Origin of the sequence: Paenibacillus sp. JZ16, assembly GCF_015326965.1 — a bacterium.
Taxonomy (GTDB): Bacteria; Bacillota; Bacilli; order Paenibacillales; family Paenibacillaceae; genus Paenibacillus_AQ.
The window spans coordinates 5,277,779-5,301,270 of the sequence record NZ_CP017659.1; the positions used below are offsets into that span (position 1 = coordinate 5,277,779).

Here is a 23,492-nt window from a genome sequence, read left to right on the forward strand (position 1 = left end):
TCCTATCGCCCCGATTCGTCTCTCTCAAATGTAATATTCCAATTCCGGGCGGCTGTTGGGCGCAGCCTTCTTCTCCGTATTCGCTTGAAAGCCCAGCCGTTTTTTGATCGGAATGACGGCCATTCCGCATAGTAAGCTTAGAGCAATGAGATAGAGAGGGTGCACGCCTGTAAACAGCATCACCGATACGGTGGCAAGCGCGGTTATCGTTGTTGTCGCATCGAAGACGGCATGTTTGGCCATCCGGTAAGCAGCGACGGCGATTAACGCAATAACGGCGCCATGCATCCCCTTTAAAGCGGCTTCAACCTTGGGTTGATCCCGAAAAAAAACGGCGCCTACGCTGATCAGAATCACGATCAAAAACGTGGGGCATGTCACGCCAAGCACAGCCGAAACAGCCCCGGCAATACCGGCTTGCCGGTGGCCGATCATCGCGGCCGCATTCACGCCGACGCCGCCGGGAGCGGAACCGGCAAGCGAGATAAGCTCACCGATTTCCTCCTCGTTTACCCACTTTTTCTTGCTCACCACTTCGCGCTCAATAATAGGCAGCATTGCATACCCGCCTCCGAAGGTGGAGGGGCCGATGCAGCAGAAGGTCCAAAATAGCCGGGCTAGCAGCGTCAATTTTTTTTTCAGACTGCTAAAATATGCGTTTGTTCTTTTCATCAGGCGTGATGAATTCTCGGCATCGGCATCGGCTCCTTGCCAAGCTCGGCCCAGATGTATTTGAGCAGAAGCTCCGCCTTTAGCTGCTCGTACCCCGGTTCATCCCATAAATTGCGCAGCTCGCCGGGATCCGCTTCTAGGTCAAAGAGCTCGCCGTAGGTTTGATTGTAATAAACGGTGATCTTATAGCGCTGCTCGATGTACGTTTTTTGATGAATCGTCGAAGGCTCGTGCCGGAATTCGCAGAGAGCATGCTGCCGCGCTGTGTCCGCGTTACCGAGCCACACATCCTTTTGGTCGATGCCCGTCATCGCTGGCGGTATCGGTATACTGCAGAAGGATAAGAAGGTAGGGGCCAGGTCGACCAGGGACTGCATCGCATCTGTCCTTTTTCCGGCAGGCACCCGCCCTGGATATCGTGCAATGAATGGAAGCTTGATTAAATCCTCGTAATGGAACCCGCCCTTGGCTTGAAGGCCGTGCTGGCCGAAGAAATGTCCGTGATCGGTGGTGAAAACAACGATCGTATCCTCGGATAGCCCCAGTTCATCCAGTTTATCGAGAATGCTGCCGATATATTTATCCATCATGCTGATCATGCCATAATACACGGCGACCAGCTTCTTCTTGTCATACTCCGTTAATCTGGATTTCGAGCCGTATTCGTAATAATGATGGGAACGGTAGCCGTGAATGCCGAACCCGGTTTCAGCGAGATGCGAAAAATCCGGATTTTCTTCCTGCGTCAAGCGGAAGTGCGGCGGATTGCGGTCATGCTCACCAGGCGTTAAGGATGGGATCGTGAGTTTTTCCGGATCATACATCGAATCCCATGGTTCCGGCACCAGGTATTCCGGGTGCGGGTCGAAGAAGCTCGCCCACATAAAGAAGGGGTCATCCCCCTTTTTATATTGCTCCAACAGAGAGGTGGTTCGCTCGGCGATCCAGGTATTGTAGTGGTATTGTTCCGGTATGGGCCATGTGTACGTTTGGGTAGGGTCCATAGTTCCCGTAGGGGGCAGGAAGTACTCCCGCCAATTGGCACATCCTTGCTCCTCCAGCCATAGGGCATAATGTTGTCCGACATGGGCCTCATTCGTATGGTTTCGGGCCAGCTCGACGTGATCGAATCCATAAAAAGGTCCGTTAAAATTCCGCCAATACTCCAAATCCTGAAGAATCGGGTAGGCCTCTACGGATGGGTAATCTTCCGTGGATTTTAACGGCTGGAAGTGCGCTTTTCCCACCAGTGCGGTTCGATAGCCTGCGTCTTGGAAGCTCTCTCCCACGGTATGGCGGTCTTCCAGCAGCTTTGTCCCCAGGGTCCATGCTCCATGCTGACTCGGGTACTGCCCTGTAATGATGGATGCCCGGCTCGGCGTGCAGGTGGGATTGGGGCAATACGCCCGATCGAACGTCGTTCCTTGACGCGCAAGGCGGTCCAGGTTGGGCGTTGAGATTTCAGGCTGAAATGCTCCGATTGTATTCCAATGCTGCTGATCGCTTGTGATTAGCAAAATGTTAGGTCTTCTCGACAAGTGTAATCGCCTCCTAGTATGATGATATTGAAAATATCAGGTTATAAAAATAGCGGGGTGTTATATTTTTGTTGTCATTTTGTTATTCTTGATGGAAAAAATGAAGAAAAGAGGAGGGAGCCTTTTATGCAGGAATACGAATATGAGTATGCGGAGTTCATCTATTACACGCCTGGATATCTGGATAAAGAGGAACAGATCTGGCCTGTTCGGGCGGGACGAAGCATAGCCAAGCCCAATTACAGGGTCGGACCGAAACGAATCGAGTGTTACAGCCTGCATTTTGTACATGAAGGCATGGTAAGGCTGGAGTTCGATGACAAACGAGTGGACCTGCAGAAGAATGATCTGTTCTGCCTGTTTCCGGGCCGGACCTATTATTATCACATGCTGCCTGCGGATACCTCGCTTCAGATGAGCTGGTTGGCAGTGGACGGGAACAGGGTCAAGCCATTGCTGGAGCTGGCTGGCTTATGTCCGGACAACCCGTTCGGCAAACAAATGATATCCTCTAAGGTCAAGGAATCCTCCGAACGCGTGATTGATGCCCTGGCCGGAGTCGAGCGCTGGAAACCGGCGGTATCGCTGGAGCTGCACGGCTTGATTTATGGACTGCTCGCCGGCATGGTCCCGGATATGGCCTCCGCGCAGCCGACGGAACTTGCGGGATGGATTCACGAGTGTTTGGATTATATGGAGCTGCATGCCACCGAGGGGATTTCCGTACAGCAGGTTGCCGAATTCGCGGGGGTGCATCGGTCATACTTCTCCAACATGTTCACCCATCAGGTAGGGATGCCGCCGTTAAAATACCTTCAGCGCATTCGAATGGAAAAGGCGAAACGGTTGTTACAAGAAACGGACGCAACAATTACCGAGATTGCCTTGTCTCTCGGCTATCCGAATTTATATTCGTTCACCAGGGCTTTCAAGATCTATTATAAGGTGCCTCCCATAACCATGCGCGGAGCTCGATGCTGACCGTACGGACGGTATTTGCGTTTTTGTAAACGTTTACGATCTGGTTCTTCTGATCTGGAAAAAGGAGACACGCGCCATGAAATTTTCTACGATTCAAAGGTGGATATCACCGAGGCGAAGTATTCAGGGGAAAATCTTTATTGCGTTCAGTGCGGTAACGCTTGTGTCCATCGTCTCCATTACGGTCATCGTGTATATGAGCATGCGCGAGACGATCATGCAGAATGCGATCACCTCGGTTTCGGACAGCATCAGGCAGGCGGATGAATCGCTGAATATGATGCTGGAAGAGATCGACAGGCTGAACACCGTCGTGGTGACCAACAAAAACACGGTGATCGACACCCTGCTGAGCCCTCATGAAGAAATTAGTTATGAATGGTTTCAAGAGCAGAAACGGATCGATGAGTTTCTATCCGTTCTGATCGATTACAAGCCTTACATTTCTCGGATTGCCGTAGTCGGTTTAAACGGCAAGGTGTTTTTCTCAGGCGGTCCGTGGCTGGATAAGACGGTCTTGGGGACCGGAATGATGGATTATATGCTCCAGAATGGATCGCGTCACGCGTACTTCAAGCAGACCGGGGTGTCCGATGCCATCACGGTCGGGCGGGAGATTCGATATAACCGTGAACCGATCGGGGTTGTCATGGTGGATTTGAATTATGATTTCATCCAAAAAACATACGGCGTGAAGCCGACCACCGATAGCATGATCTACGTGCTGGACAAGCAGGGCGGGTTTGTCTATGAGGCTGAATCGGCACCGTCCTTTGCCCCTTCGTTCGAGAAGATCCTCAACATTCATGGGGAACTCGCAGGGGATGGGGACGCCATCAAGCAAGCCATTGACGGCAGGGACTATATCGTAGTCAGCCGCCAATCCGGTTATACGGGCTGGACTACCTTGGCTTTGATACCGATGGATTCGCTGCTTAGTGAATCAACAAAGCTCCGTAAACTGTTGGCGGAGGTATCGGTTATCGTCTTTATCGTAGTCTTGATCGGTTCGCTGCAGGTATCTTCCCGAATTACCCTCAACATTCGGAGGTTGAAATCCTTAATGATGTTTGTGAAGGAAGGGAATCTGACGTTTCCGAGAAAGGATATAACCAGCGAGGACGAGACCGGGCAGCTATACCGCGTCTTTGTCAGTATGGTGGAGGAATTGAAGCGACTGCTCGAAGGGATTCGGGTCAGCGAGAAGGAGAAGCGGGAGGCCGAATTGACGGCGCTACAGGCGCAAATTCATCCGCATTTTTTATACAACTCGCTTAACACCATCAAGTATTTGGCCAAGATGAACGGCGTGCCGAATATCGAAGAGGTGTCCGGATCGCTGATTGAGCTCATGCGCGGCGTTCTGGGCAATTCGAGCGAATATCTGACGGTGAGGGAGGAACTGGATTATGTTGAACGCTATATCTCGATCGTGAAGTACAGGTATATGGAGCCGATCCGGATGGTCACCCAGGTTGAGGACGATGCTTTGCTGGAATGCCGGGTGCTGAAGCTGATGCTGCAGCCCCTTGTGGAGAATGCCGTCATTCATGGTATCGGCGCGATGGAGCAGGAAGGGCTCGTGCTGATACGCGTATGCGATGAGGGCAGCGACCTGAAGATTGAAGTGATCGACAATGGCAAGGGCATAACGGAAGGGCAAAGGGCGCGCCTGCTGGGCGAGACGGGCAAGAAGGGGGAAACCTCCCGTTTTAGCGGTATGGGCGTGCGGAGTGTGCATGAGCGGATCGTGCACATGTACGGCGATTCGTACGGCGTCAAGCTGTACAGTGAGCCGGGGCTATATACGAAGGCCGAGGTCCGGTTGCCGAAAAAAATGGAGAGTGCGGACAAATCCAGTGCGGATAAATCCCGACAAGAGGTGATATAAAGCCATGTTTCAAGTGCTGCTCGTTGATGATGAGCCATTGGTACGGCATGATCTGCGCACGTTATTGGACTGGAATGAGCATGGATTCGAATTATGCGGCCAAGCGCATAATGGATTGATGGCCTTGGCCATGATTGAGCAGTCTCCTCCGCATATTGCAATTATTGACGTAAATATGCCCGAAATGAACGGCGTAGAGCTCAATCGGGCGATCCAGGAACGGTTTCCGTTCATTCAGACGATTATGCTCAGCAGCTATGATGATTATGATTACGTCAGGGAGTGCCTGAAGAACGGCTCCATCGATTATCTGTTGAAGCATCGGCTGGACGGTGCAGCGCTGGTTGCCTTGTTAAACAAAGCAGTTCTGGAAATACGGCAGCAGGATCGGCTGGAAGAACGCATAACTCATGAGGCCGTAGCCGAAAGGCTGAATCCCGCGCTGATCCGCGATTATATTGTGTACCTGGTTAGCGGACGGAGGGATGCAACCACGGAGGTTAAGGCTTTCTCACAAAAAAACAGCCTGTACACCCACGCGTTAAGCTATGCGGCAGCGGCCGTGCAGATTGTTCCGTTCCTGCTGCTGACGGAGTCATACAGCGACGTGCAAACGAACCGCCTGGTTCAGCAGGCGGTCGATATGATGCAGCAGAGCTTGGGGGATATTCAGGAGCGGACGACGGCTTACGTGGAGGATGGGCGGTTTGTTGTCGTGTTCGCGTTCAAGGAGCGGAGCGAACATGCCATAAAGAACGAGATCGCCGGACGGATGAGGAAGCTTCAACATGCGCTCGAGCTGTTCCTTAATTTAAAATGCATGGTCTCCGTCGGACATGTATGCACCAGCTTGTCACAACTCGGCTCAAGTTATAGCTCCGCTGAGCGGGTGCTCGACGCCTCCACCATGGAGCCGTCCGGAAGCAATGCGGTTTCAAGGATGCCGGTCCGGGCCGGGGGACTTGCTGGCGGAAACGATCAGCGTGTATCTTTGACGATCGAGGAACACAAGCAGCTTCTGCTTTCAATTGAAAGGTTGGATATCGATGACGTGCACGGGTTAATCTCCTCCATCTTTGCTTCGATCCGCCATCTGCCGGTCCATTCATATACAATCCAGATGATCGTCAGCGAGCTTATGTTAACCGGGGATAAGGCATGGAAGACATGGATGCCATCTGCGGAAGCCGTGAAGGAGAAGCTTCCTTCAAGAAGCGAGCTCGGAAGAATCGGCAGTGTCGAGGAGCTGGTGCAATGGCTGCAATCCTACTATGCGGGTTTGCTTGGCCTGCTAAAGCAGCACCGTGCGGCGGGACCGTATTCACGACATGTCACACAGGCCGTTCATTTTATTCTGGAGAGGTATCCGGGTTATGTCACGCTGGAGCTGGCCGCGGGTGCCATCGGCCTGAACTCTTCTTATTTAAGCAGGATTTTCAAGGAAGAGACGCAGCGGACGTTCTCGGAGTATCTGAATCAGGTTCGGATCGACGCAGGGCGGAAGCTGCTGGAAAGCGGCAAATACTCGATCAAGGAAATCAGCAATCAAGTGGGTTTCACGACCCATAACTATTTTTTTAAAGTATTCAAGGAAATAACGGGGGTAACCCCGCAGGAGTATTTGAACCGCTTGGGAAGAGGCTAGGCAAAAACCCCAGTATTCGGATCGGCAGGTGAAGCATGCAGCGAAGCTGCCGTTCACAGATCGTAAAATATGTGGAGTAAATGGTCATATTTTTGTAATGGGCCGTCTTAAAGGGTGAATTATAATAATCACACACCAGGCGGTAAACGCTTACAAATGGCGCTTGGTGAATGAAGGATATGGGGGTCGCTTATTTATGCGTAAACGCTGGGGAAGAAACGCGGTCATCACGATGATCGCTTCCAGCTTGATGCTGGCCGGATGCAGTTCCGATGGAGGTTCGAAGAAAGAAGCTGCACCCGAAGGTACAGAGAATGTCGTTCATACTACAGGGTTTCCAATCGTAGATCAGACCGTAGATCTCAAGATGTTCACCCGGATTGCGCCCGTGAACGGTCCGTTCAAGGAGATGCCGGTGTTCCAGGATTACGAGAAACTGAGCAATGTGAAGGTCGAGTTCATCGAAGCGCCGACGGACGGCTTCCAGGAGAAGAAAAACCTGTTGTTCGCCTCCAATGAGCTGCCTGATGCCTTGTTCCGCTCCGGTCTGTCGCCGCTTGAGGCCGTTCGTTACGGATCGGCAGGACAGCTGATCCCGCTGGAAGGCCTTATCGATGAATATGCGCCAAATTTGAAAAAATTGATGGAGGAATATCCGGAAATTCGCGCGGGCATCACAACGCCGGAGGGGCATATCTATGCAATTCCGGGCATTGTAACGCTGGGCGCGGCGCGGACGGATAAGAAATGGATCAACCAGATGTGGCTGGAGAAGCTGAATCTGGAGGTGCCGCAGACGACGGACGAACTGTATGATGTTCTGCTTGCCTTCCGCGATGGTGACCCGAACGGTAACGGGAAGCAGGATGAAATTCCGATGACGGCCCGTGTCGGATTGGCGATCGTGGCTGCGATGAGCGGTTCATTCGGACTGGATACGCAGCTCGGATATAACATCAACATCGAGAATGACAAAGTCAGCATCTGGATGGGCAGCGACAAGAACAAAGAGATGCTCATGTACTTAAACAAGCTTTACAAGGAGAAGCTTCTGGATCCCGAGATTTTCTCCCACACCGAAGCGCAATATTTGGCCAAGCAGGGCTCGGGAAATACGGGATTCTTCTTTGACCAGACCAACAATAACTTCTTGTCGATTCAGGACCAGTACACCGGAATAGCACCTCCGGCTGGCCCGGGCGGAGATCGGATGCAAAGCCAGGCCTTGCCGATTGCACGGGATTTTGGAGCTTTTGCGATCACGTCCATTAATAAATACCCGGAAGTCACGATGCGCTGGATCGATTATTTCTATAGTGACGAAGGTTCGACGCTTCTGAGGTTCGGCAGGGAAGGGGAGCACTACGAGCTCAAGGACGGAATTCCGTACTACACGGAGGATTTCCTGAAGGATATTACCAATCAGGCCAAAATCACGCCTTATGCGGGAGGAGGGGCACCTCATCTCATCAGCGAACAGGTTGCCTCGTTCATCAATCCGCCGCAGGTACAGGAGGCGCAGCAGCAGCTGGATCCGTTCATGCCGAAGGTTCGTTATGCGGCTCCGATGTTTGACGAGCAAACCGCGCAGCAGGTCAACATTCTTCGCAACGATATCGACAAATACTACGAAGAGCAAAGCACGAAGTTCATTGTTGGCGCGCTTAGCTTCGACAAGTGGGGAGAATTCCAATCCACGCTCCAGAAGATGAAAATCGGCGAGCTGGAGAAATTGTATCAGGATGCCTATGACAAAATGCAGAAATAATGCTGCTACATCATGGATAAGGAGTGGATGCCCATGAAGCGTGTCAAAGCCGATTCATCGATGGCTCTGCCTCGAAGCGATTCGAGGCGGGGTTCCCGCCTATTAAGGCAAATGGCCAAGCGATATGACCTGTATCTCATGCTGCTTCTGCCGGTCGTCTGGTATCTGGTCTTTCACTATGGTCCGCTATACGGGCTGCAAATCGCGTTTAAAAATTTCAATCCGGCAAAAGGTATCCTCGGCAGCAGTTGGGAGGGCTTCGGGCATTTCGAACGCTTCTTTGATTCGTATTATTTCTGGCGGCTGCTGTGGAATACGCTGTCCATCAATTTGTTTTCCTTGTTGATTGCCTTCCCGATTCCGATCCTGCTGGCGTTGATCATCAATGAAATACGCAGCAAGACCTTCAGCAAATGGCTGCAGAACATTACGTACATACCGCATTTTATTTCGGTGGTCGTGATCGTTGGCATTCTAAACGTGTTCCTCTCGCCCAATAGCGGTCCGATCAATCTGTTAATCGAGGCCGTCGGCGGTACGCCGATCCGTTTTCTTGAGGAAGCCGGCTGGTTCAAGACCATCTTTATCGGCTCTAACATCTGGCAGAACATGGGGTGGCAATCCATTATCTATATTGCGGCGCTGAGCGGGGTGAACCCGCAGCTCTACGAGGCGGCCAAGATGGACGGAGCATCGAGGCTGCGGCGCATCTGGCACATCTCTTTGCCAGGAATCGCGCCTGTCGTTATCATTTTGCTCATTTTGGATATCGGTCATTTCATGAACATTGGCTTTGAAAAAATATTGTTGATGCAGAACAACCTGAATCTGGAATCGAGCGACGTCATCTCCACGTTTGTCTACACGACAGGCATTTTAAAGGGAGAATACAGTTACACGGCAGCGATCGGACTGTTTAATTCGGTCATCAATCTGTTCCTGCTGCTGTTCGTAAACCGGATTGCGCGCAAGACGTCAGAGACAAGCTTATGGTAAAGGGGGGACGCGCCATGTCCAAGCCGTCGACAGTAAAAGAGGCCGCGAATGAACGGGTATTCGATGTCATCATATACGTGATCGCCGCGATCATTATCGTCATTGTGCTGTACCCGTTGATCTTTATTGTCAGCGCTTCGTTCAGTGATCCGACCAGGGTATTGAACGGCGAAGTCTGGCTGCTGCCGAAAGGCGTAACGCTGGATGCCTACACCAATATTTTGCAAACGAAAAAATTTGGACGGGATATCGCAACACGATTATCTATACGGTCGTCGGCACAGTGATCAATATCATCATGACGATTTTGGCGGCCTACCCGCTATCAAGGCCTGACCTTCCGGGGCGAAATGCGATCATGGTGTTTATCACGCTGACGATGTTCTTCAGTGGAGGGTTGATTCCAACATATCTGCTGGTCAAGGATTTGGGAATGGTCGATTCGATGTGGGCGCTGATTGTTCCCGGCGCGATTGCCACTTACAATCTGATCGTGATGAGGACCTATTTCCAATCGAGCATTCCCTGGGAGCTGCAGGAGGCCGCCCATATCGACGGCTGTTCCAACTGGAGGCTGCTTTTCAGTATCATTCTCCCTCTATCCAAGCCGATCCTGGCGGTGATGGTGTTGTTTTATGCAGTCGGCCACTGGAATTCATTCTTTAATGCGCTCATCTATATTCGTAACGAGAATTTGCATCCGCTTCAGCTGGTGCTGCGCGAAATTTTGCTGATCAGCCAATCGGATGCCGTGGACGGCAGCGTGGGACTGGAAGAAAGCATCCTGCTTGCCGAAAGCATCAAATACGCGGTCATTATCGTCTCCAGTTTACCTGTACTGCTGATGTATCCGTTCGTGCAGCGGCATTTCGTTAAAGGCGTCATGATTGGCTCGATTAAAGGTTAATTTCCGATACCGATCGCACGGGCCAGCCTAAAATTGCTTGGGGAGGTTATATGTTGAATAAGAACGCAGCGATTACCATTGATTGCAGCCGCAAGAGCGAGCACACGATCAATCCTTACCTGTTCGGTCATTTTGTGGAGGATATTCGGGATCATATGGAGGCGATGCTTGCGTTTCCACTGAGGGACATGGATTTTGAAAGCGAGGCGGAGACCAAGACGCCGGTGTCGGGAAGCTGGCGCGCCTATACCAACGGGCGCAACACCGGGTACGCCATGGAAGCCCCGGCGCCCCGGCATTCGGGACGCGCCCAGCGCATCCGGATCCTGAGCGATGACGAAGCCTATGCCGGCATTGCGCAGAAAGCGGCATTAAAGGGTCCGATGAAGTATACGGTCCGGCTTGTTGCCCGCGCTTCCATCGAGCTTCAATACGCGATGGTCGAAGCCGTGGACCGGCGTACGGAAGAAACGCTTGGACAGCTTCGCGTGGAGCTCGGCAGCCACAACTGGCATGAATACGTGGGTGAGCTGTCGATCACACGCGCTTGCAGTGATGCCGAGATCCGGGTGTATGTTCCGGCCGAGCATCCAAGGTGGATCGATCACGTCTCCACCGGCATGCTCTGGATTGATCACGCGTCCCTGCTGCCGATCGATAGCATCGCGATGGTGAAGCGTGAAGTGATCGAGATGACGAGAGGGCTGAATGCGGGCATGATGAGGCTCGCGGGCAATTACATCAGCGCTTACCACTGGGAGCATGGCATCGGTCCGGTTCTGGAGAGACCGGTCATGTACAACGAAGCCTGGGGAGGATGGACCAGCAAATATTTCGGCACGGACGAATTCATCCGCTTTTGCCGCGAGCTGCAGGTGGAGCCCCTGATTTGCGTGAACGATGGATCGGGTACCCCTGAAGAAGCTGCGCAGTGGATCGAATATTGCAATGGGAGCGTGGATACACCCATGGGCGCTTTACGTGCCCGAAACGGTTTCCCTGAGCCATATAACGTCAAGTATTGGGAGATCGGCAATGAGGTATGGGGCCAATGGCAGGTCGGCACTTGTACGGCAGAACAGTTTGCGGAGCGGACCATATCGTTTGCCAAGGCTATGAAGGAGGCGGACGCTTCTATCGTGCTGCTGGCCTGCGGGCATTACGAGCAGGAATGGAACAAGGCCGTGCTGGATCTGGCCGGCGAGTATATGGACTATTTGACGCTGCATTTATATCACGGCTATGGCCCTTTCGGCATGAACCGGGATACGCCGGCAGAGGAACGCTATAAAGCGATTGCCTCTTATCCCGAGTGGACCCGGCACCATGTCCGGAAGACAACGGAGTTGATCCGATCCCAGTCGAAGCATAGTCACGTGAAGCTGGCTATCACCGAATACAACACGATGTACTATCCGAATACGGTGCGAAAAGGGCTGCCGAACGAGCATACATTAGGTGCCGCGGTGGCCAATGCCGCCAACCTGAACGAAATGATTCGCTGCAGCGACATGGTGCATATCGGCAGCTTCTCCGATCTTGTGAATGGCTGGCTCGGAGGATGCATACGGGTCGGGGACTACTACGCGGATCAGTATTGCGGCAAGGAGCCCGGATGGAGCGGGCTTCCGCTCACGATATACGGGACGCCGACCTATGAAGTGTTAAAGCTTTACGCGAATCGCGACGTGCGTCGTCTTCTCCCCGTCCAAGCGGAATGCGGCACTTTCTCCGTGGCATCAAACAAGGAGACGCCTATGGAGCTTGATGCGCTTCCGGAACTGGACATTGTGGCCGGGACGAATGACGACGGCAGCCAAGTCACCGTACTTATCGTTAACCGCAGCCTGGAGGAGGTAACGGCCGTACTGGATTTGCAGGCCTTCGAGGCTTCCGGGGAAACGACCCTTTATGAAATCACCGGCAATTCTTACGATGATGTGAACTCCGTGTTCCAGCCGGATTATATCGTGTGCCAGGAAAGTAAAGTGCCGGCAGAGGCATGGCAGCGGGGGCACCTGTTACGACCTTCATCTGTTTACGCGCTTGAATTCAAAGCGCGCTCATAGTGTGGCGCAAGGTACAAAGGAATGAAGTAGGCTTCTAAATGAATCGATCCGCTAAAAAAGTCGGGCTGTGCTGGCAGCTTCCGGCTTTTTTTGGTGCAGGCGACGGTTAAAGCTTTGTCTAATCATAATGGATGACTCAGCAAAGGGAAACGGAGTTATAAAGGATTCATCGTTTAACTTATTTATGGGAAGTGTAATTAGAGACTAAATACAAGGATGGGGTGATTGAGATGTCAAACGGAACCGTAGTGAACCGGGAAGCGGTCGAGACCGTGAAGGATATTATCAAGGATATTGAAACGGCGATGTTCTCCACGATATCGGAGGGCGGGATCAACTCCAGACCGATGCAAACGCAGGATATCGAATTCGACGGCGATTTGTGGTTTTTGACGAAAAGGGACACCAGCAAATATCAAGAAATTATGGCTAATCCCAACGTCAATATCGCTTATGTCGGCAAATCCTATGTATCGATTCGGGGAACGGCCCAAGCCGTGGACGACCTAGAACGGAAAAAGGCGCTCTGGAACGTGGCATATGAGAAGTTTCTGCAGACGTCCTACGACGATCCTAACATTATTCTGATCAAGGTGGATACGGACACCGCAGAGTATTGGGAAACCGGAAACAAAACCAAAACGGTAAAAGCCTTCTTCAAGAAAATGGTGGGCCAAGAGCCGGAGGGCGACTCGGATATTAACAAAACCGTTGATCTCCATTGATTACGAGGTACGATAATTAGCAGAGGGAAAACCGCAGGATCCAGCCATGATCCTGCGGTTTTTTAATAGTATGTTAAATCCGCATGCGCATATCCTTCAAGACGGCGACCTTTTGATTTGTTTGGATAAGCACCGAGATTGTGAGCATTTTAATACATAACAGGACAGATTTAACATATATAAGAATATACCTCATCAAACAAGTGAGAATTATGTGAATTCGTATTGAAATCCGCTCCCAAACCATAACGTGCAACTGGATGGTTTGGCATCCGTTATGATATACTTTTTTCATAAATATGAAAAATAGATTCCAGGAGAGGAGGGAGTTCATTGGGAAGGCGTTATTGCAAATGGATCCGAATGCGGAATTAGGCTGTAATACTCTCATCTGCGAACTACCTCTTTTTTATGGAAATATCGTATATAGACATGACCTGTTCTGATGCCCAAACATAGGGCATTTAATTCAATCTGGAGGTGAATCCCTCTGAAGAGGGAAATTATTGGACATAATTACCATCACTAATTTAATCATTCTTGCCATACTGATTGCGTTGACAGCTTTTTTCGTGGCGTCCGAGTTCGCCGTTGTTAAAATCCGCATGTCGCGGATCGATCAATTGATTGTGGAAGGAAACAAGAAGGCGGTTGTTGCCAAAAAGGTAGCCGGCGATCTCGATTACTATCTCTCGGCCTGCCAGCTCGGCATTACGGTGACGGCGCTGGGGCTTGGGGCCATCGGCAAGCCGGCTGTTGAACGTTTCATGTACCCCGTATTCGATTGGTTTGACGTATCGGCTTCAACGGCCTCGATTGCCTCTTACGCCATTGCGTTCATTCTCGTTACATTTTTGCATGTCGTGGTGGGGGAGATGGCGCCCAAGACCTTGGCTATTCAATTCTCGGAAAAGACGACGCTGCTCCTTGCAGCCCCGCTGTATTGGTTCGGAAAGTTGATGTATCCGTTCATTTGGGCGTTGAATGGGGCCTCGCGCGTGCTGCTTCGTTCGTTCGGCGTGAAACCTGCTCCGCATGAGCAGGCTTATTCGGAAGAGGAACTGCGCATCGTCATGGCGCAGAGCTTTCAGGGCGGCGAGATCAATGGGACCAAGCTGGCTTACATGGAAAACGTGTTTTCGTTTGATGAGCGGGTGGCCAAAGACATTATGGTACCGAGAACGGATCTGATCACCCTGGATAAAGGAATGAAATACCCGGACATCGTCCGTATCCTGGATGAGCACAACTATACGAGGTACCCTGTCATCGAGGATGGGAGCAAGGACCGGGTGGTTGGCGTCGTCAACGTGAAAAAGATGCTGCCCCACATCGTGGCCGGACGAGAACGCAAGCTGGAGGAATTCGTTCGGGACCTCCCGGTCGTGCTTGAAAATACACCGATCCAGGATGCCATGTTGAAAATGCAGCAGGAGCGGATGCATATGGCTCTGGTGATTGATGAATACGGCGGTACGGCCGGGATTCTGACCCTTGAGGATGTGCTGGAAGAGATCGTAGGGGAAATTCGCGACGAATTCGACGAAGATGAAGTAGCGGATATCCGGAAGATTGGGGAACGCGAATACCTGATTAGCGGACGGGTTCTCTTGGAGGAGCTTGAGAAGCGCTTCGGCTTGGTATTCGAGGATAACGAGGAGATGGATACGATCGGCGGCTGGATACAGTACAAGAAAGGCACAACAGCTCAAGACGGCGATGAGATTCAGCATGGCGAGCATATATGGGCCGTAGCGGAAACGGATAATTTTCAGATCAAACACGTCATTCTCAGACACGGATGATCCAGGAAGGGCATGATCTCCTGTACATTCAGACCATAACTTTTTTGGAGGTGAATCCCTCGCAAGAGGGAAATTATTGGACGGAATAATCGCATTAAACTTATTTTTGGTTGCCGTGTTCATAGGACTGACTGCATTTTTCGTTGGCGCCGAATTCGCCATCTTGAAGGTGCGGCTGTCCCGGATCGATCAATTGATCGCAGAAGGGAATAAACGGGCGGTTACGGCCAGAAAGGTAGCCCATGAGCTGGATTACTACTTGTCCGCCTGCCAGCTTGGAATTACGATTACGGCCCTCGTGCTGGGCGCGCTGGGCGAGCCGACCGTCGAAAGGATGCTCCATCCGCTGTTTGAACGATTCGACGTGCCGGCGGCCGCTGCAACGGTACTTTCTTATGCCATTGCTCTTGGGATCATTACATTCCTGCACGTCGTCATCGGGGAACTGGCACCAAAGACATTGGCGATCCAATTTGCCGAGAAAATGACGCTGCTGCTGGCATCTCCCCTGTATTGGTTTGGGAAGATCATGTATCCGTTCATCTATGCACTGAATGGAGCTTCGCGTCATCTGCTTCGATTATTCGGTGTAAAGCCGGCAGGGCATGAAACGGTCCATTCCGAAGAGGAATTGAAGTGGATTGTGGATCAGAGCTACGAGAGCGGCGAAATTAACCAGACCGAGATGGGGTATTTGACCAATATATTTGCTTTTGAAGAGCGCACTTTGCGGGAAATCATGGTCCCGAAAGATCGCATCGTCACGGTAGAACGAGGGTGGCCCCTTGCCAATATCCTGGAAGTTCTCGGCGATTACGACTATACCCGTTATCCGGTGACGGAAGCGGGACGTGCGGAGGATTTCATCGGGTTTATCCATACGAAAGAGATGCTGACGGGCATAGCGGCCGGGAGAAACTGCAGCGTGAATGACTTTATTCATGACATGCCGCGTTTTCCGGAGTCTTCTTCGATTAAGGACGTCCTGATCAAGATGCAGCAAATCCGCGTTCATATGGCCGTCGTCACGAACGAATCCGACGAGGTGATCGGTCTGGTGACGATGGAGGATATTCTGGAGGAAATCGTGGGTGACATCCGGGACGAATCGGATCGCCGCGAGCTGCAGGGTGCACAGGTCTAAGCGATGGCGAAATAGCATCGGGGACGTTCTAAGAGATAATGCCTTTTGCTACCCGCTCGGTAGTGAGAGGGCATGCTCTTGCGGGATCATGAGAAGAGCAGCTTCAATACGAAGCTGCTCTTTTTTGTATTTTTTCCTATTGATTAGGTTCAGCGTGCTACCCCCATCGTAAAGCCGAAGCTGTACGTACGGTTCGCTGGCAGCGTGAATTCTTCATGGATTGGCGCTCCCCAGCTGTCGTCGCCGCCTACGCCCATTTGTTTGTAGTTTATGCGCAGGACGGTTTTATCGCTTGGCGGGAGCTTGTACGCATGGTCGCTGCCCTCTAGTTCCTCCGGCGTCCACGGCAGGGCGCACAACTCCATGAGGGAGGAGCTTTCGAACCGCAGACCTTCCCCGCTGCTTCCTTCGGTAAGGCTCGCGAAGCGGACATCCGTTTTGTTTCCGCATTCTTGAGGTCTCAAATAAGGAACGAACTGACCGGCGACTCTTCCCGTGTATCGACCGATTTTGGCTCCTGTCTTTCGGTCCCAATAATTATCATGAGGCCCCCGGCCGTACCAGCTGAGTTTATCGAGGCCTTCATCCAGCAAGAACAGCATGCCGATTTCCGGAATGTCAGGCAGACCGCTGCCCGGGACAAAGGTTTCTTGCACGCGGATGGTTCCATCCGGGAAGATTCGATACTCCAAGGTCAGTCCGGATATAGGAGTCGTCTCGATCTGGTAGTGACTGGAGACCACGACGGCAGGACCTTCCGTATGCCAGCGCAGGGACAGCAGTTTCCGCCGGTCGTGGGCCGTTCTCCACACGCCACAGCGTTCAGGGAGCCGGTTGCCCAGATCGTTATCAGTCACGGCTCGCCAGAAATTCGGTCTGGCCGGCGCCAGCAGGTACTCCTTGCCGGATCGCGCGTAAGATGTCAGATCGCCGGTGCCCAGGTGGAAGCGTAACGAAACGGCTGAACCCGCGATGAGAAGCTCTTCATCCGATTCGGTAACTTCCAGAGTCTTCGCGTTTGAAAGAGCGTCCGTTTCCGATCTATTCGCTATATAGGGCGTTAGCTCAAACTGCTCCCAAGCCTCTTCATGTCCTGCGGGTGCCCACTTGGCGCTTTCCCTGCGAACCAGGGAGACGGTGAGCACCGCTTCCTTTCCACCGTCCTCTATATGGGAATCCGGAATCTCGATTTCGGTATGGTCACCGGGCTGGAGCGAGAGCTGGAGCGTGCCGGATTGGCTTTCTTCTCCGTTCAGCTGAATGTTCCATCTCACAAGATACTGATCGAGATTGGTGAACAAGAAACGGTTGCTGACCCGAATCCGACCAGCAGCAATGTCCAAACATTCGAACTTGACGTTCTGGTAGCATTTTTTCACTTCGTCCAGCTTGGGGGTTTTGCTGCGGTCCGCGAAGATCAGCCCGTTTCCGCTGAAATTGCCGTCATGCGGCTTTTCGTTGAAATCCCCGCCATACGCTAAATATTCGATACCGTCGGCCGTTTGGGTACGGATCGCTTGATCAATCCAGTCCCATATAAAGGCTCCCTGTAAAATGTCATACTTCTCAAACAGCTCCCAATACAGGTGAAGACCGCCGCAGGAATTGCCCATGGCGTGACTGTATTCGCAAATGATGTAAGGCTTGCTCGGGTTGCTGGTTGCATACTTCTCCACTTCCTGAGGTTTTGCATACATGGTGGATTCCATATCGCTAGCCGCCTCGGACGCCCTGTAATGAAAGATCCCTTCATAGTGAACGAGCCGCGATGGATCGGCCTCCTTCAGGAAATCGTGCATCGCAATGAAGTTGTCGCCTCCAAAGGATTCATTGCCAAGCGACCAGATGATGACGGAGGGGTGGTTCTTGTCTCGTTGAAACATCGAATTGCAGCGATCCAAAACATTGTCGCGCCACTCGAGCTTGCTGCCGGGGACCGTTTCTTTCAGTTCCTGCTGCCCATACTCCCATGTTCCGTGCGTCTCCAGATTCGTCTCATCGATCACGTATAAGCCATATTCATCGCAGAGATCATACCATGCGGATTGATTCGGGTAATGGGAGGTCCGTACCGAATTAATGTTATGCGTCTTCATTAGCTCAATATCGGTGATCATGTCTTCGCGGCTAAGCGCCCGTCCGGTATCCGGGGAGAATTCATGCCGGTTCACGCCTTTGAACAGAATGCGCTGACCATTAATCCGCATCAATCCGTCCTTCAGCTCGAAGCGGCGGAAGCCGGTGCGGCAGCTTACGGCTCCAAGGCATGCTCCGTCCGTATCCTTTAATGCCAGAACAACGGTATACAGATAAGGCGATTCTGCGCTCCATTTTCTTGGTTCGGGGACGTTCATGCTCAGGGTGAAGGTGCTCTCCTCCAGAATGTAATCCGCTATGGCGAGCGTTTGTTTCCGAACCAGCTGACGGTCCTGGTCGTATAGCAGCGCCTCAAGCTGAAGCTTGTCCTTATCGACGGTTTCATTAAAGTAATTCGTAACGGTTGCATCGATCTCGAGCTCGGCATCCCGGTATTCGTCATCAAGAACCGGCCGCACGAAGAAATCGGAGATATGGATGGTCGGGGCGGAATAGAGGTAGACCTCGCGGAAAATCCCGCTAAGCCTCCAGAAATCCTGATCCTCCAGCCAACTCGCGTCACACCAGCGATACACTTCTACAGCCAATTTATTCTCGCCATCGATCAGATAGGGCGTAATATCGAACTCGGCCGGCGTAAACGTATCTTCGCTGTATCCGACCATCTCGCCGTTCACCCATACATAGAAAGCGGATTCAACACCTTGGAAGCTAATATACACGGGCTGCTCCTTCCAAGTGTCCGGCACCGTAAATTCACGGATGTAGGAGCCTACGGGATTGTATCGCGTTGGCGCGAAGGGGGCTTTCAATTCCGGCTCCGATTCGGACCAGGGGTATCTAACATTTGTATATTGAGGATAGTCATAGCCTTGAAGCTGCCAATGGGAAGGGACGGGCATATCGGCCCAGCTGCCGGAATCATAATCGACCTCATAGAAATTCTGGATGCGCTTGTCAGGGGTTTCGGCAAACGCAAACTTCCACATCCCGTTCAATGACTGATACCAGGGGGACATGGAGTGGGCACGGTCCAGCGCCTCAGACTCCGATGGGAACGTCATCATGTAAGCATGGGCTTTGTGACGGTTCAGCTGAAAAATATTCGGATTATTATTCCATTCGGGATAACCGTTTGCAGGTGCCTGGTAAATGAATTTGGTACGCAATGTGCTCAGCTCCTCCTAGATTATGGTTTCCTTCTACTGTCAGTATAGAGGTTAATTCGCCCCAAGAGTATAAAGAAGTTGCGTTTTTCTATTAAAAAAGACAGCTTGATTTACTCACCAGAGTGGTCAGCGGAGGGGGACCGAGCCTTTTTTGGCTGCAGGCCGTATGTTGATGTGCGAGTTCATCTCCAGGCATTTCACGGTTTACACTCGAGAAAGTTTATGAAACAATAGTTAGTAAATGATCATTCACTAACTATGGGGAGGAGATTACGCATGGTAAGACCTCGCGAATTTCAAGATGAGGCTATCTTCTACGGTGTCTACCGGGCACTGTCCAAAAAAGGATACGGACAAGCAGCATTAACCGACATCACACATGAAGTGAATATTTCACCGGCAGCCTTAATGAAGCGATTCGGTTCGAAGAAGAATTTGTTTCTGGCCTATAGCGATTATGTTATTGAACTAACCAGACATGCCTTCCAGGAGGCTAGCCTATCCGATCAATCGAGACTTGATGCACTAAAGGCCGTATTTATGCATGCGGTTTCCCATATGAAAGATCCTGTTGAATTGTCGAACCATACTTCCTTCTATTTAGAAGGGACGAATGACCCCGATTTGATGGAGAAAACCCGGTACCGACTGCAACTGATCGATGCGTTTACCCGGCAGTTGCTGAGCCAGGCGATTACGAACAAAGAAATCGCAGAATGCGACGTGGCTATGGTTAGCCGGGTACTGCAAGCCGCCATCAGCGGGGCTATGATGATCTGGATTAAAGAGTCAAACCGAACGTTGGAGGAACTGTTTGATGAGTGCTTTCAGGTGATATTTGCTCCGTTACGGAATGTCGGTACGCAATCTTTTCAAATATAGCAAGGAGGATGGATATATGCCGATTTTCAAAGGAAGGGAAGTCGATCTGTACTATGAAGTAAAGGGAGAAGGAAAGCCGCTTGTTTTTACGCATGGTGCCTCATGGAATCATGAACAATGGCGGCCGCAAGTCGATTATTTCTCACGTCAGTATCAGACCTTGGTATGGGATATCCGGGGGCATGGTTCCTCTTCCTTGCCGGACGGAAAGGTGGATTCGGAGGATTTCAGCAGGGATTTGGCGGATCTGCTAAGCGGACTGGGCATTGAAAAAGCGATTCTTTGCGGGCTGTCCCTGGGCGGGCATATTTCGCTGCAGACGGCCGTTCGCTATCCTGAGAAGGTTGCAGCCCTGGTACTGATCGGCACGCCGTTCACGAATGCGTTCAATTGGTATGAGCGAATGTTCGTGCCGCTGAATCGCTGGTCAAGTTACTTGATGCCGATGTCCTTATCGGGAAAATGGCAAGCGAAAATGCTGTCCAAGTACAACAAGAGTAACCAAGCTTATATAGAGAAAGCCTTTTGCTCCATCCCGCATTCCAACTGGGTTCGGATATGGGATGCAGTGACCCGAATGGACAGCACGCAGGATCTGCATAAGATCCATTGTCCGACCTTGCTTCTTCAAGGAGAGAGCGACACGATGATCCGAAGGCAGCAGGCGTACATGCAGGAGAAAATGGCGAATTCGCGATTAAGAATCATCCGGAACGCTCACCATGCAACGAATATGGATAATCCGGATGAAGTGAATGAATCCATCACTTCATTTCTGAAGGAGAACGCGATGTAGTCTTATGACCAGAAGGGGGCTTTACAGCTTGACGCGCTCATCTGGTCATAGGTACAATATGTAAAACCTACTTTAAGGAGAGATTTATTGTTCTTAACTTTGTTTGAACCTATAGGTTCTGAGGAACGCCTGACATAGCCGCCATTGGCTAGGTTTCGTTCAAGGTGCATTCTTCAGCCGGATATGGAGGAGTTAAGAACTGCGGAGATCAAGGAAGCCTTGGGTAGGCTATCCTATTTGCGTCTTGAATCCGCGTTGCTTCTGCAGCGCGGATTTTTTATTAGATTATTGAATTTGTAAGTTTTCAGCTAAGCTGAACCATTCGATAATCGCAAGAAAACTTCATCTAAACGCGGTCTGTCATCTATGAAGTGCGTTGATTGATGTTTTTCTTATGGATGCAATTAGCATATAGACTTCATATAAAGGCGGAGAATGACTCAAGTTCATTTTCCGCCTGTTTATGTTTTCTAATAAAAATAAATGTTAAGAAGGACAGGTGAACACATCATGGAACTGGAAACAAAACGTTTGCTGCTTAAAACATTGGATTTGGATTTGATTGACGCGGCATCGCGCCGGGATCCGAAGGCATTCGAGGATTTAGGATACCACAGTAACGGCGAATGGCCGGGCACCGACTTTTATGAGGCATTGCCTTTTTTCCGGGAGTTGTTGGTCAAGAATAAGGGTACGCGGGGGTTTGATTCATGGATTATGGTAGACAAGGCCACGCGCGATATTGTCGGCGGCATCGGATTCTTGGGAGATCCTGATCCGGAGGGCAGAATCGAAATCGGCTTTGCGACCAATCCAAGCCATCAGCGACAAGGTTACTGTCATGAAGCGGCGCAGAAACTGTTGGATTGGGCTTCGGGGCAGCGGGACGTCAAATCCATCATCGCTAGATGCGAACCCGGAAATGCGGCTTCTCAGCATGTTTTGCTTAAACTGGGATTCCAGAAGAGTCACGAGGATTCGGAAATCATACACTGGATATATCCGAACTAAAGGGGGGGAGCGGCGATCGGCGCCCTCCTTCATTGACACCCCCAAATAGGGTTGCTACAATTTTAAGTATATATCCATCGGAATACAAGGGATAGCAAGGAGGGGACGAACTTGAATCGATCCGGTTCCACAGATCCATTCATACGTAATGAACGCGAAGCCATGATCGCAGCTCGGTCCGATAAGCTTGGGGCGAAATTCGCGGAAAGAGCTCCACGGCACGATTTGGAGGGTTCGTTTCCGTTCGAAAATTTTGATGATCTGAAGGAGTCGGGTTATCTGAAGCTGACCGTCCCGGCATCCTATGGAGGAGAAGAAGCTTCCGTTTACGAAATGGTGCTTGCCCAGGAACGACTCGCCAGAGGCGACGGCTCTACGGCGCTGGCGGTTGGTTGGCATATCGGGCAAATACTCCAGCTGCGCCTATCCAAGGCTTGGCCGGAACCTTTATTTGAGAGGCTGTGCAAGGACGTTGTAGCTGAAGGCGTGCTCATTAATGAACTGGCAAGCGAACCTGCGACAGGAAGTCCCAGCCGGGGTGGGAGGCCGGAGACCACGGCACGGCGAGTTTCGGGCGGCTGGCGCATTACCGGACGCAAAACCTTCAGCACATTAAGCCCGATCTTGAAGCAGTTTGTGGTTACGGCCGGTATCGAGCATAGCGAGAAGGTTGGTGCATTCCTCGTTCGAAGTGGACCCGGGGTCAAGGTCGAGGAAACCTGGAATACGATGGGCATGCGCGCTACGGGAAGCCATGACATGATTTTGGAGGACGTCTTCGTGCCGGAGGCGGAAGTGATTCGGGGACTCGATTATGAGAAACCTGAATTTCCCGTGCCGACGGAAGGCATTCTGCTTCACATACCGGCATGTTATATGGGGATTGCTTATGCCGCGCGCAATTTTGCCATCGATTTTGCCCGTCATCATAAACCGAACTCCTTGACGGTCCCTATTGCCGAATTGCCGAATATCCAAAGACATATCGCCGAAATCGAAGTGGACCTGCTTACGGCCCGCAGTTATTTATATCAAACCGCCGACCGCTGGGACAAGGAAGTGGAGAACCGCGCTGCGCTTAAGCCTGAGCTGGGTCTTGCCAAATATGTTGTAACCAATGCAGCGCTCCGGATTGTCGATCATGCGATGCGGATCGTTGGAGGATTGAGTCTCTCCCGGCAGCTCCCGTTGGAACGAATGTACAGGGATGTCCGGGCAGGTCTTCATAATCCGCCTATGGACGATGTCGTGCTGACGAATCTGGCCAACCGGGCTATTTCGGAAGTTGAGGAGAAGGGGAAGTAAGACGCTTGATCCGATTGAATGGGAAGCATGGATTGCATATGAATTCGTGAAGGATCTATGGATAGAAACCGCTGGAGAGGGATGTCTACGG

At 51.4% G+C, this 23,492-nt stretch carries 16 protein-coding genes and 1 pseudogene; 14 read left to right on the top strand and 3 right to left on the bottom strand.

Annotated features, from left to right (window positions below; all coding sequences use genetic code 11):
- Nucleotides 1-24: 24 nt before the first annotated feature.
- The gene (locus tag BJP58_RS23770) at nt 25-672 is read right to left on the bottom strand and encodes a chromate transporter (protein WP_194540831.1); all 648 of its coding nucleotides are present in this window, start codon (nt 670-672) and stop codon (nt 25-27) included.
- Nucleotides 672-2,210: a sulfatase family protein gene (locus tag BJP58_RS23775; RefSeq protein WP_194540832.1), complete on the bottom strand. Its 1,539-nt coding sequence runs from the start codon at nt 2,208-2,210 to the stop codon at nt 672-674. Before BJP58_RS23775 ends, BJP58_RS23770 begins: the two co-directional genes overlap by 1 nt.
- 126 nt (nt 2,211-2,336) lie before the next feature.
- Here BJP58_RS23775 and BJP58_RS23780 point away from each other — a divergent pair, with 126 nt between their 5' ends.
- The 10 genes and pseudogenes from BJP58_RS23780 to BJP58_RS23825 all read left to right on the top strand — a co-directional run bounded on the left by BJP58_RS23780 (nt 2,337) and on the right by BJP58_RS23825 (nt 16,141).
- Nucleotides 2,337-3,191: an AraC family transcriptional regulator gene (locus BJP58_RS23780; RefSeq protein ID WP_194540833.1), complete on the top strand. Its 855-nt coding sequence runs from the start codon at nt 2,337-2,339 to the stop codon at nt 3,189-3,191.
- A gap of 76 nt (nt 3,192-3,267) precedes the next feature.
- On the top strand, nt 3,268-5,082 hold the full coding sequence (locus BJP58_RS23785; protein WP_194540834.1) for a sensor histidine kinase: 1,815 nt from the start codon (nt 3,268-3,270) through the stop codon (nt 5,080-5,082).
- 4 nt (nt 5,083-5,086) lie between these two features.
- Nucleotides 5,087-6,727: a response regulator transcription factor gene (locus BJP58_RS23790; RefSeq protein WP_194540835.1), complete on the top strand. Its 1,641-nt coding sequence runs from the start codon at nt 5,087-5,089 to the stop codon at nt 6,725-6,727.
- Nucleotides 6,728-6,923: 196 nt separating this feature from the next.
- Nucleotides 6,924-8,495: an extracellular solute-binding protein gene (locus BJP58_RS23795; RefSeq protein WP_194540836.1), complete on the top strand. Its 1,572-nt coding sequence runs from the start codon at nt 6,924-6,926 to the stop codon at nt 8,493-8,495.
- A 33-nt stretch (nt 8,496-8,528) separates the two neighbouring features.
- The gene (locus tag BJP58_RS23800) at nt 8,529-9,491 is read left to right on the top strand and encodes an ABC transporter permease (RefSeq protein ID WP_194540837.1); all 963 of its coding nucleotides are present in this window, start codon (nt 8,529-8,531) and stop codon (nt 9,489-9,491) included.
- 14 nt (nt 9,492-9,505) lie between these two features.
- Nucleotides 9,506-10,398, top strand: a pseudogene (locus BJP58_RS23805) (carbohydrate ABC transporter permease).
- 53 nt (nt 10,399-10,451) lie between these two features.
- Nucleotides 10,452-12,467 (top strand): alpha-L-arabinofuranosidase C-terminal domain-containing protein, encoded by a 2,016-nt coding sequence (locus tag BJP58_RS23810; protein ID WP_194545042.1) that lies wholly within the window; start codon nt 10,452-10,454, stop codon nt 12,465-12,467.
- Nucleotides 12,468-12,697: 230 nt separating this feature from the next.
- The gene (locus BJP58_RS23815; RefSeq protein WP_194540838.1) at nt 12,698-13,192 is read left to right on the top strand and encodes a pyridoxamine 5'-phosphate oxidase family protein; all 495 of its coding nucleotides are present in this window, start codon (nt 12,698-12,700) and stop codon (nt 13,190-13,192) included.
- 506 nt (nt 13,193-13,698) lie between these two features.
- On the top strand, nt 13,699-14,997 hold the full coding sequence (locus BJP58_RS23820) for a hemolysin family protein (RefSeq protein ID WP_194540839.1): 1,299 nt from the start codon (nt 13,699-13,701) through the stop codon (nt 14,995-14,997).
- A gap of 76 nt (nt 14,998-15,073) precedes the next feature.
- A complete protein-coding gene (locus BJP58_RS23825; protein ID WP_194540840.1) occupies nt 15,074-16,141 on the top strand; it encodes a hemolysin family protein in 1,068 nt (355 codons plus the stop codon).
- 149 nt (nt 16,142-16,290) lie between these two features.
- On the opposite strand, the gene BJP58_RS23830 is transcribed toward BJP58_RS23825, so the two are convergent.
- Nucleotides 16,291-19,407 carry a beta-galactosidase, LacZ type gene (locus tag BJP58_RS23830; RefSeq protein ID WP_194540841.1) on the bottom strand — a complete coding sequence of 1,039 codons (3,117 nt, stop codon included), beginning with the start codon at nt 19,405-19,407 and terminating at the stop codon, nt 16,291-16,293.
- Nucleotides 19,408-19,683: 276 nt separating this feature from the next.
- Between BJP58_RS23830 and BJP58_RS23835 the strand changes: the two genes are divergently transcribed.
- The 4 genes from BJP58_RS23835 to BJP58_RS23850 all read left to right on the top strand — a co-directional run bounded on the left by BJP58_RS23835 (nt 19,684) and on the right by BJP58_RS23850 (nt 23,401).
- The gene (locus tag BJP58_RS23835) at nt 19,684-20,289 is read left to right on the top strand and encodes a TetR/AcrR family transcriptional regulator (RefSeq protein ID WP_194540842.1); all 606 of its coding nucleotides are present in this window, start codon (nt 19,684-19,686) and stop codon (nt 20,287-20,289) included.
- Nucleotides 20,290-20,305: 16 nt separating this feature from the next.
- Complete coding sequence (locus BJP58_RS23840; protein ID WP_194540843.1) at nt 20,306-21,085, top strand: alpha/beta fold hydrolase; 780 nt, start codon at nt 20,306-20,308, stop codon at nt 21,083-21,085.
- A 507-nt stretch (nt 21,086-21,592) separates the two neighbouring features.
- Nucleotides 21,593-22,096 carry a GNAT family N-acetyltransferase gene (locus BJP58_RS23845; protein ID WP_194545043.1) on the top strand — a complete coding sequence of 168 codons (504 nt, stop codon included), beginning with the start codon at nt 21,593-21,595 and terminating at the stop codon, nt 22,094-22,096.
- A 111-nt stretch (nt 22,097-22,207) separates the two neighbouring features.
- Nucleotides 22,208-23,401 (top strand): acyl-CoA dehydrogenase family protein, encoded by a 1,194-nt coding sequence (locus BJP58_RS23850; RefSeq protein WP_194540844.1) that lies wholly within the window; start codon nt 22,208-22,210, stop codon nt 23,399-23,401.
- The last annotated feature ends 91 nt before the right edge of the window (nt 23,402-23,492 follow it).